Annotated in this window: 6 protein-coding genes; 1 reads left to right on the top strand and 5 read right to left on the bottom strand. The window is 73.4% G+C overall.

Features of this window, described 5'->3' with window-relative positions; translation table 11 throughout:
* The 5 genes from M0P34_RS12955 to M0P34_RS12935 all read right to left on the bottom strand — a co-directional run.
* Positions 1 to 926 (bottom strand): methyl-accepting chemotaxis protein (locus tag M0P34_RS12955; protein ID WP_291499814.1); only part of this gene is annotated, 926 nt, incomplete at its 3' end.
* An 80-nt stretch (positions 927 to 1006) separates the two neighbouring features.
* Positions 1007 to 1732 (bottom strand): hypothetical protein, encoded by a 726-nt coding sequence (locus M0P34_RS12950; RefSeq protein ID WP_291499812.1) that lies wholly within the window; start codon positions 1730 to 1732, stop codon positions 1007 to 1009.
* Positions 1733 to 1827: 95 nt separating this feature from the next.
* Positions 1828 to 2271 carry a DMT family transporter gene (locus M0P34_RS12945; protein WP_291499810.1) on the bottom strand — a complete coding sequence of 148 codons (444 nt, stop codon included), beginning with the start codon at positions 2269 to 2271 and terminating at the stop codon, positions 1828 to 1830.
* A gap of 83 nt (positions 2272 to 2354) precedes the next feature.
* Positions 2355 to 3266 carry a dihydroorotate dehydrogenase gene (locus M0P34_RS12940; RefSeq protein ID WP_291499808.1) on the bottom strand — a complete coding sequence of 304 codons (912 nt, stop codon included), beginning with the start codon at positions 3264 to 3266 and terminating at the stop codon, positions 2355 to 2357.
* Between the two features lie 11 nt (positions 3267 to 3277).
* Positions 3278 to 4078, bottom strand: coding sequence for a dihydroorotate dehydrogenase electron transfer subunit (locus tag M0P34_RS12935; RefSeq protein ID WP_291499806.1), 801 nt, complete (start codon positions 4076 to 4078; stop codon positions 3278 to 3280).
* 73 nt (positions 4079 to 4151) lie between these two features.
* On the opposite strand from M0P34_RS12935, the gene M0P34_RS12930 reads away from it, so the two are divergent.
* Complete coding sequence (locus M0P34_RS12930; protein WP_291499804.1) at positions 4152 to 6251, top strand: U32 family peptidase; 2100 nt, start codon at positions 4152 to 4154, stop codon at positions 6249 to 6251.
* Positions 6252 to 6465 lie beyond the last annotated feature (214 nt).

Here is a 6465-nt window from a genome sequence, read left to right as displayed (position 1 = left end):
GTCTTCTCGGCCAGCTTGCGCACCTCGTCGGCCACCACGGCGAAGCCGCGCCCGGCGTCGCCCGCCCGCGCCGCCTCGATGGCCGCGTTCAGCGCCAGCAGGTTCGTCTGGTCGGCGATGTCGTTGATGGTGCTGATGACCCCGCCGATGCCCCGGGCCTGCTCGCCCAGCTGCTGCATGGTCATTTGCAGGGCGGCGGTGTGGTCGGTGACCGTGGCGATGGCCGCGCGCACCCCCTCCATGACTCCGGCGCCCTCCTCGGACAGGCGCATGGTCTGGGTCGCCTTGTCCGATGTGCCGCCCGCGTTGCGGGCCACGTCCATGACCGCGGCGGTCATCTGGGTCATGGCCGTGGCCGTGTCGCGCATGCGCTCCATCTGGCTCCCGGCCCCGGCGGTGGCGGCGGCCACCAATCCTTCGAGGCGCTCCATGTCCCGAACCATGGCCGCGGCCAGCTCGCCCGCGCGGTGGGCCGCGTCGGTGATGCCCGCGTTGCGGGCGGCCAGCTCCCCTTCGCGGGCCTGGGCCTCGCGGTGGGCGGCCTGGGCCTCGCGGGCGCTGGCCAGGGCCTCGTTGTGGGCCCGCTCGGTTTCGGCGCAGCGGGCCTGGATCGCCGCGCGCAGGCCCCGGAGGGCGGCGTCCGGGGTCTGCTCGTTTGCGGCGGCGCGCGGCGCCCCGGCGCCGTCCACCTCGCGGGTCAGCCGGGCGGCCTCCCCGGCCAGCTCGGCGGCCTGGGCGGCGGCGCGGCGCACGCCCAGCGCGGCCAGGGCCGCCGACACCACGGCCGCCGCCAGGGCCGACCCGGCCACGGCCAGCGCCCCGGCCCCCATGTCGGCGCCGAGAAAGAGGGTCAACGCCGCCAGCAGCACGGCGGCAAGATTCAGGAACAGGAGCGGCAGCACCTTGCTCTTCAGGAGGGGGGTCATGGGCATCCTCGATGGGCTATGCGATGTGTGTAGACGTGGTTGCAGACAAGCGTGAACAGGAGCACGAAAAACGGCGCGGGTCAGGGGCCGGAAGCGGCGGGCGGTGCGGCCGGGGCGGACGGCGCGCCCGGCGGGATACAGGCGGCGGACGCCTGGGCCTGATCGGCCGCGCGGACAAGGGCGTCCAGCACGGCGGCAACGATCTCGGCCGGGGCAGCGCCCCCGGGGCCCCGGTCCCGCCCCAGGGCCTCCAGGCGCAGGGCGGGCAGGGGCACCGTCCCGCCGCCCGGCCCCAGGGCCAGGGTCGCGCCCTCGCAGACCAGCCGGTCGACCACCAGTCCCTGCCAGCCGCCGGGTTCCCGGCCTTCGCGGAGACGGATGTCGCGGGCCAGCCGCTCCCGGCGGGCGGCCTCCAGGGCTCTGGACAGCAGGGCGTCGAGGTTGGAGGCGCCGCCAACGGCGCGCTCGCAGGTCAGGACCGGATCGCGGATTTCCAGGGTGCGCACCACGACCAGCGGGCCGGAAAAGGACTCCGGAGCCAGCTCCAGGCGCAGGGAACCAAGCTCCAGGGCCAGGGGCGCGGCAAAGCCTTCGGGGTTGCCCACATGCAGCCCACGCAGCTCGCCGTCGAGGGAGAACAGGGACACGTCGGCCTCGTCCAGGGCCACAGGCACGCCGAGCAGCCCGGAGCCACCGGCCTCCACGCAGCCGCGGATGCCCGGGTTCACGCGCACCACGGCCCAGGCGGCCACGCCGCCCAGGCCCAGGGCCACGGCCAGGGCGCAGGTCAGAAGCAGGTTCCTCATCCATTCTCCGCGACAGGGCAGCCCGGGCGCGCCAGGCGCCCGGACAGGAGGCATTCAATCCTATTCGCGCGGGCAAGGCAAGAGCCGCGAACGGGCTATCCCCTGCGGATGAGCACCACCCCGGCCACCAGCAGCGCCGTGCCCAGCAGCCGTTCCCAGCTCAGGGGGCGCACCGGGTAGCCCAAGAGCCCCCAGTGGTCCAGCGCCAGGGAGGCCACGAGCTGCCCGGCGACCACCAGGGCGAACATGGCCGTGGCGCCCAGGCGCCAGGAGAGCAGGACGGTCATGGTCACGAAAAACGCGCCGAAGAGCCCGCCGGTCCACTGCCACCAGGGCACGCGGACCGGCAGCCCCGGCCACGGCGCGCGGACGGCCACCAGGTAGGCCGTCAGGGCCAGGGTGCCCACCACGAAGGACACCAGGGAGGCGGTCACGGCGTCGCCGGCCCAGGATTGGCGCAGGTGGGAGTTGATGCCCGCCTGCACCGGGGCCGTGGCCCCGGCCAGCAGCGCCAGCACGACGTAAAGCAGGTTTTCCATGACCGGATGTCTCCAGGAGCGGCCGCGCGGCGGCCCGCCGGGCCGGGCCCGGGAAAGGGGGAAGGTCGGGGATGCGGGCGGGATCAGGCCTTGAGGCTGCCCCGGTAGGTGTCCCAGGAGTCCACGCCCAGGGCCGCGCACAGGGCGGGCAGTTCGTCCACCAGCCGGAAGGCCAGGTCCGGGCGGATGAAGTTGGCCGTGCCCACCTGCACCGCCGTGGCGCCCACGAGGATGAACTCCAGCACGTCCTCGGCGCTGGCGATGCCGCCGATGCCGATGACCGGGATGCTCACCGCGCGGCAGACCTGCCACACGCAGCGCAGGGCCACGGGCTTGATGGCCGGGCCGGAGAGCCCGCCGATGACGTTGGCCAGCCGCGGCCTGCGGGTGCGCGCGTCCACGGCCATGCCCGAGAGCGTGTTGATGAGCGAGAGGGCGTCGGCCCCGGCGTCCTGGACGGCGCGGGCCATGTCCGCGATGTCCGTGACGTTGGGCGTCAGCTTGACCATGACCGGCTTGGCCCCGGCGCGGCGCTTGACGGCCTCGGTGACCCGCGCGGCCAGCCGGGGGTCCTGGCCGAACAGGATGCCGCCCTCGCTGACGTTGGGGCAGGAGATGTTCACCTCCAGGGCGGCCACGCCCGGCTGCTCGGCCAGGTAGGCCGCCAGGTCGCCGAACTCCTCGGCCGCGCAGGCGTAGAGATTGGCGATGACGGGAGTCCTGGACCACGGCAGGGAGGGCAGGCGCTTTTCCACGAACTCGCGGGCGCCGATGTTCTGCAGGCCGATGGCGTTGAGCATGCCCGCCGGGGTCTCGGCGATGCGCGGCATGGGGTTGCCCCGGCGCGGCGCCAACGAAAGGCCCTTGACCACCAGGGCCCCAAGGCGCTCCAGGTCGCCAAAGCGCATGTACTCCACCCCGTAGCCGAAGGTGCCCGAGGCGGTCATGATCGGGTTGTCCAGGGTCAGCCCGGCGAAGGAAACGGTCATGTCCATTGCTGGCGCTCCTACAGGGTGATTTCGTCGGACCAGAAAACCGGGCCGCGCGCGCACACCGACAAGGGGCCGTGCTCCTTGTGCTCGGTGACGCAGCCCAGGCAGGCGCCGATGCCGCAGGCCATGCGGTTTTCCAGGGAAAGCTGGGCCCGGCCGCCCGCCTCGCCCGCCAGCCGCCCCACCGTGCGCAGGAACGGCAGCGGCCCGCAGGCCAGGATCAGCCCGTCCGGGCAGTATTGCGGGATGACCTCGCCCAGCAGGGCGATGAAGGCGTGCAGATCCTCGGGGCAGGTCTCGCGGTGGGCCTCGCAGGCGGCCAGGGCGGCCATCTCGGCGAAGGGGTAGCAGTCCAGGGGCGGACGGTGGCCGAAGACGAGCCGCAGATCGGCGGCCGAAGAATGGCGCTTGACGTACTCCAGGAACGGGGCGATGCCTATGCCCCCGGCAAGCAGCAGCGTGGGCGCGCCCGGGCGCGCGGCGAACGCGTTGCCCAGCGGGCCCCACATGGCCACCCTGTCGCCGGGCTCAAGGGCCGCCAGCTTGGCAGTGCCCCGGCCGACCACCTGGAAGCACACGCACACGCCGTGCTCCTCGTCGGCCCGGGCGATGGAGAAGGGGCGGCCCATGAGCGGGTCCAGGCCGAAGCTCTCGGGGCGGATCATGACGAACTGCCCCGGGCGCCAGCGGGCCCAGGCCGTATCCCCCGCCCCCGGAAAATCCAGGGCCAGCTCGAAGAAGTCGCCCTGCGCCCCGCCCGCGCCCAGGCGGGTCAGGCGCCGTACCGTCACGTCCTGGCAAGCGTTTGCAAACATCGGCCATATTCCTTATTGATCGCGCATTGTGCTATGATGCCCCGTCGGGGCACGATACAGACTTGGAGAAAACATGACAAGCAACGAGCCGGAAATCCTGGCTCCCGCAGGGGACCGCGCGGCCTTCCTGGCCGCCCTGGCCGCCGGGGCCGATGCCATCTACCTCGGCCTGAAGCATTTTTCGGCGCGCATGCAGGCGGGCAACTTCGCCGTGGGCGAGCTGGCCGACCTCGCGGCCCTGGCCCGCGAGCGCGACTGCCGTGTGTATGTGGCTTTCAACAGCCTGGTCAAGCCCGGCGACGTGCCCGCCGCGGGGCGGCTCATCGCCCGGCTGGCCGAAACGGTGCGGCCCCACGCGCTCATCGTCCAGGACCTGGCCATGCCCGCCCTGGCGCGCCAGGCCGGGTTCCAGGGCGAGCTGCACCTGTCCACCCTGGCCAACGCCACCCACCCCCGGCCCCTGGAGGCCATCCGCCGCGATCTGGGCGTGTCGCGGGTGGTGCTGCCCCGCGAGCTCAACGTGGACGAGATCCGCGCCTGCGCCGACGCCTGCCCCCCGGGGCTGGACCTGGAGGTCTTCGTCCACGGCGCCCTGTGCTACAACGTCTCGGGCCGTTGCTACTGGTCGAGCTACATGGGCGGCAAGAGCGGCCTGCGCGGGCGCTGCGTGCAGCCCTGCCGCCGCGAATACGAGCAGAAGACGCGCAAGGAGCGATTCTTCTCCTGCAACGACCTGGGCCTGGACGTGCTGGTCAAGCCGCTCCTGGGCATGCCCCGGGTGCGCGCCTGGAAGATCGAGGGCCGCAAGAAGGGCCCGCACTACGTCTACTACACCGTGGCGGCCTACCGCCTGCTGCGCGGGGCCATAGACGACCCCGCCGCCCGCAAGACCGCCCAGGAGCTGCTGGAACAGGCCCTGGGCAGGACGCGCACGCACTACGGCTTCCTGCCCCAGCGGCTGTACCACCCGGTGGAGCCCGGGGGGCACACCGGCTCGGGCCTGCCCGTGGCCACCCTGGACCAGGCCCGCGCCCGCAAGCCGCACATCGTTCCGCGCCTGGGGCTGCTGCCCGGCGACCTGCTGCGCGTGGGCTACGAGGACGAACCCTGGCACCAGACCATCAAGATCAACCGCGCCGTGCCCAAGGGCGGGCGGCTGGACTTCGCGCCCCAGGGCCCGGCCCCGCGCCCGGGCACGACCATCTTCCTGGTGGACCGCCGCGAGCCCGAGCTGGCCCGGCGCGTGGGCGAGCTGGAAAAGGAGCTCGCCGCCCGGCCCCGCACCCAGGACGCCCCCGAGGCGAAAAAGGCGCCGGACTTCACCCCGGCCATGCCCCGGCCCTTCGCCCGCCCGGGCGGACCCAAGGCCGTGGTCATCCAGAACGTCAACCGCCACCCGCCCAAGGCCCTGGCCCGGGGGCTGTCGTCGGCGGTGTGGCTCTCGCCCAAGTCGCAGCTGGCCGGAGCCGGGCGCAACTGGTGGTGGCTGCCGCCGGTGATCTGGCCCGACGAGGAGCGCACATGGGCCGAGCTTGTGGCCCAGGCCCTGCGCGCCGGGGCCACGCGCTTCGTGCTCGGCGCGCCCTGGCAGGCCTGCCTGTTCCCCGGCGCGGGCCAGGACGCGGCCGACCCCGCCCAGGCCGCCCGCACCCTGCGCCGCGAGGGCGGGCCGCATCTGCGCCGGCCCCTGCGCGGCAAGGGCTCCAAGGGCCCCAGGCCCCCGCGCCGCCGCGAGCTGGAACTGTGGGCCGGGCCGTTCTGCAACGTGGCCAACGCCCTGGCCGTGCAGGCCCTGGCGGACATGGGCCTGGCCGGGGCCTTCGCCAGCCCCGAGCTGGCCCGCGAGGACGCCCTGGAGCTGCCGCGCCACAGCCCCCTGCCCCTGGGCTTCCTGACCTACGGCATGTGGCCCCTGGGCATCACGCGCATCCCCGTCGGCGCCGTGAAGCCCGAAAAGCCGCTCAAAAGCCCCAAGGGCGAAATCTGCTGGACCCGGCGCTACGGGCCCAACAACTGGATCTACCCCAACTGGGGCATCGACCTGCGCACCAAGGAGGGCGAACTGGCCGGGGCGGGCTATGTGATGTTCGCCCACCTGTTCGAATCCGTCCCGCGCGAGGTGCCCAAGGCCACGCGGTCCTCGACCTTCAACTGGGACCTCAAGCTGCTCTAGCCGGACGCGGCGGGCGCCGCCCGCGCCGCTGCCCGGCAAAGGCTCCACGCAAAAGGCCCCGGCCCCGGAAACTCCGGGCCGGGGCCTTTTGGCCAGGGCTTCTTGGCGGGGCCTCTTGGCCAGAGTCACCAACTATCCTGAGGCAAAAGATATATTGCGCACCCGGAAAACCCCGGGCCGGGGCGCCCCTGGCCGGGGCGCGGGGCCCGGGCCT

The sequence above is a fragment of the Desulfocurvus sp. genome, from assembly GCF_023230885.1.
Classification (GTDB): domain Bacteria; phylum Desulfobacterota; class Desulfovibrionia; order Desulfovibrionales; family Desulfovibrionaceae; genus Desulfocurvus.
Note: the sequence above shows the minus strand (reverse complement) of the source record. Positions and strands in the feature narration are given on the sequence as shown.

Excerpts from the sequence above, each read along its gene's own strand:
- M0P34_RS12950 (WP_291499812.1), bottom strand. The coding sequence starts at position 1,732 with ATGAGGAACCTGCTTCTGACCTGCGCCCTGGCCGTGGCCCTGGGCCTG.
- M0P34_RS12945 (WP_291499810.1), bottom strand. The coding sequence starts at position 2,271 with ATGGAAAACCTGCTTTACGTCGTGCTGGCGCTGCTGGCCGGGGCCACG.
- M0P34_RS12940 (WP_291499808.1), bottom strand. The coding sequence starts at position 3,266 with ATGGACATGACCGTTTCCTTCGCCGGGCTGACCCTGGACAACCCGATC.
- M0P34_RS12935 (WP_291499806.1), bottom strand. The coding sequence starts at position 4,078 with ATGTTTGCAAACGCTTGCCAGGACGTGACGGTACGGCGCCTGACCCGC.
- M0P34_RS12930 (WP_291499804.1), top strand. The coding sequence starts at position 4,152 with ATGACAAGCAACGAGCCGGAAATCCTGGCTCCCGCAGGGGACCGCGCG.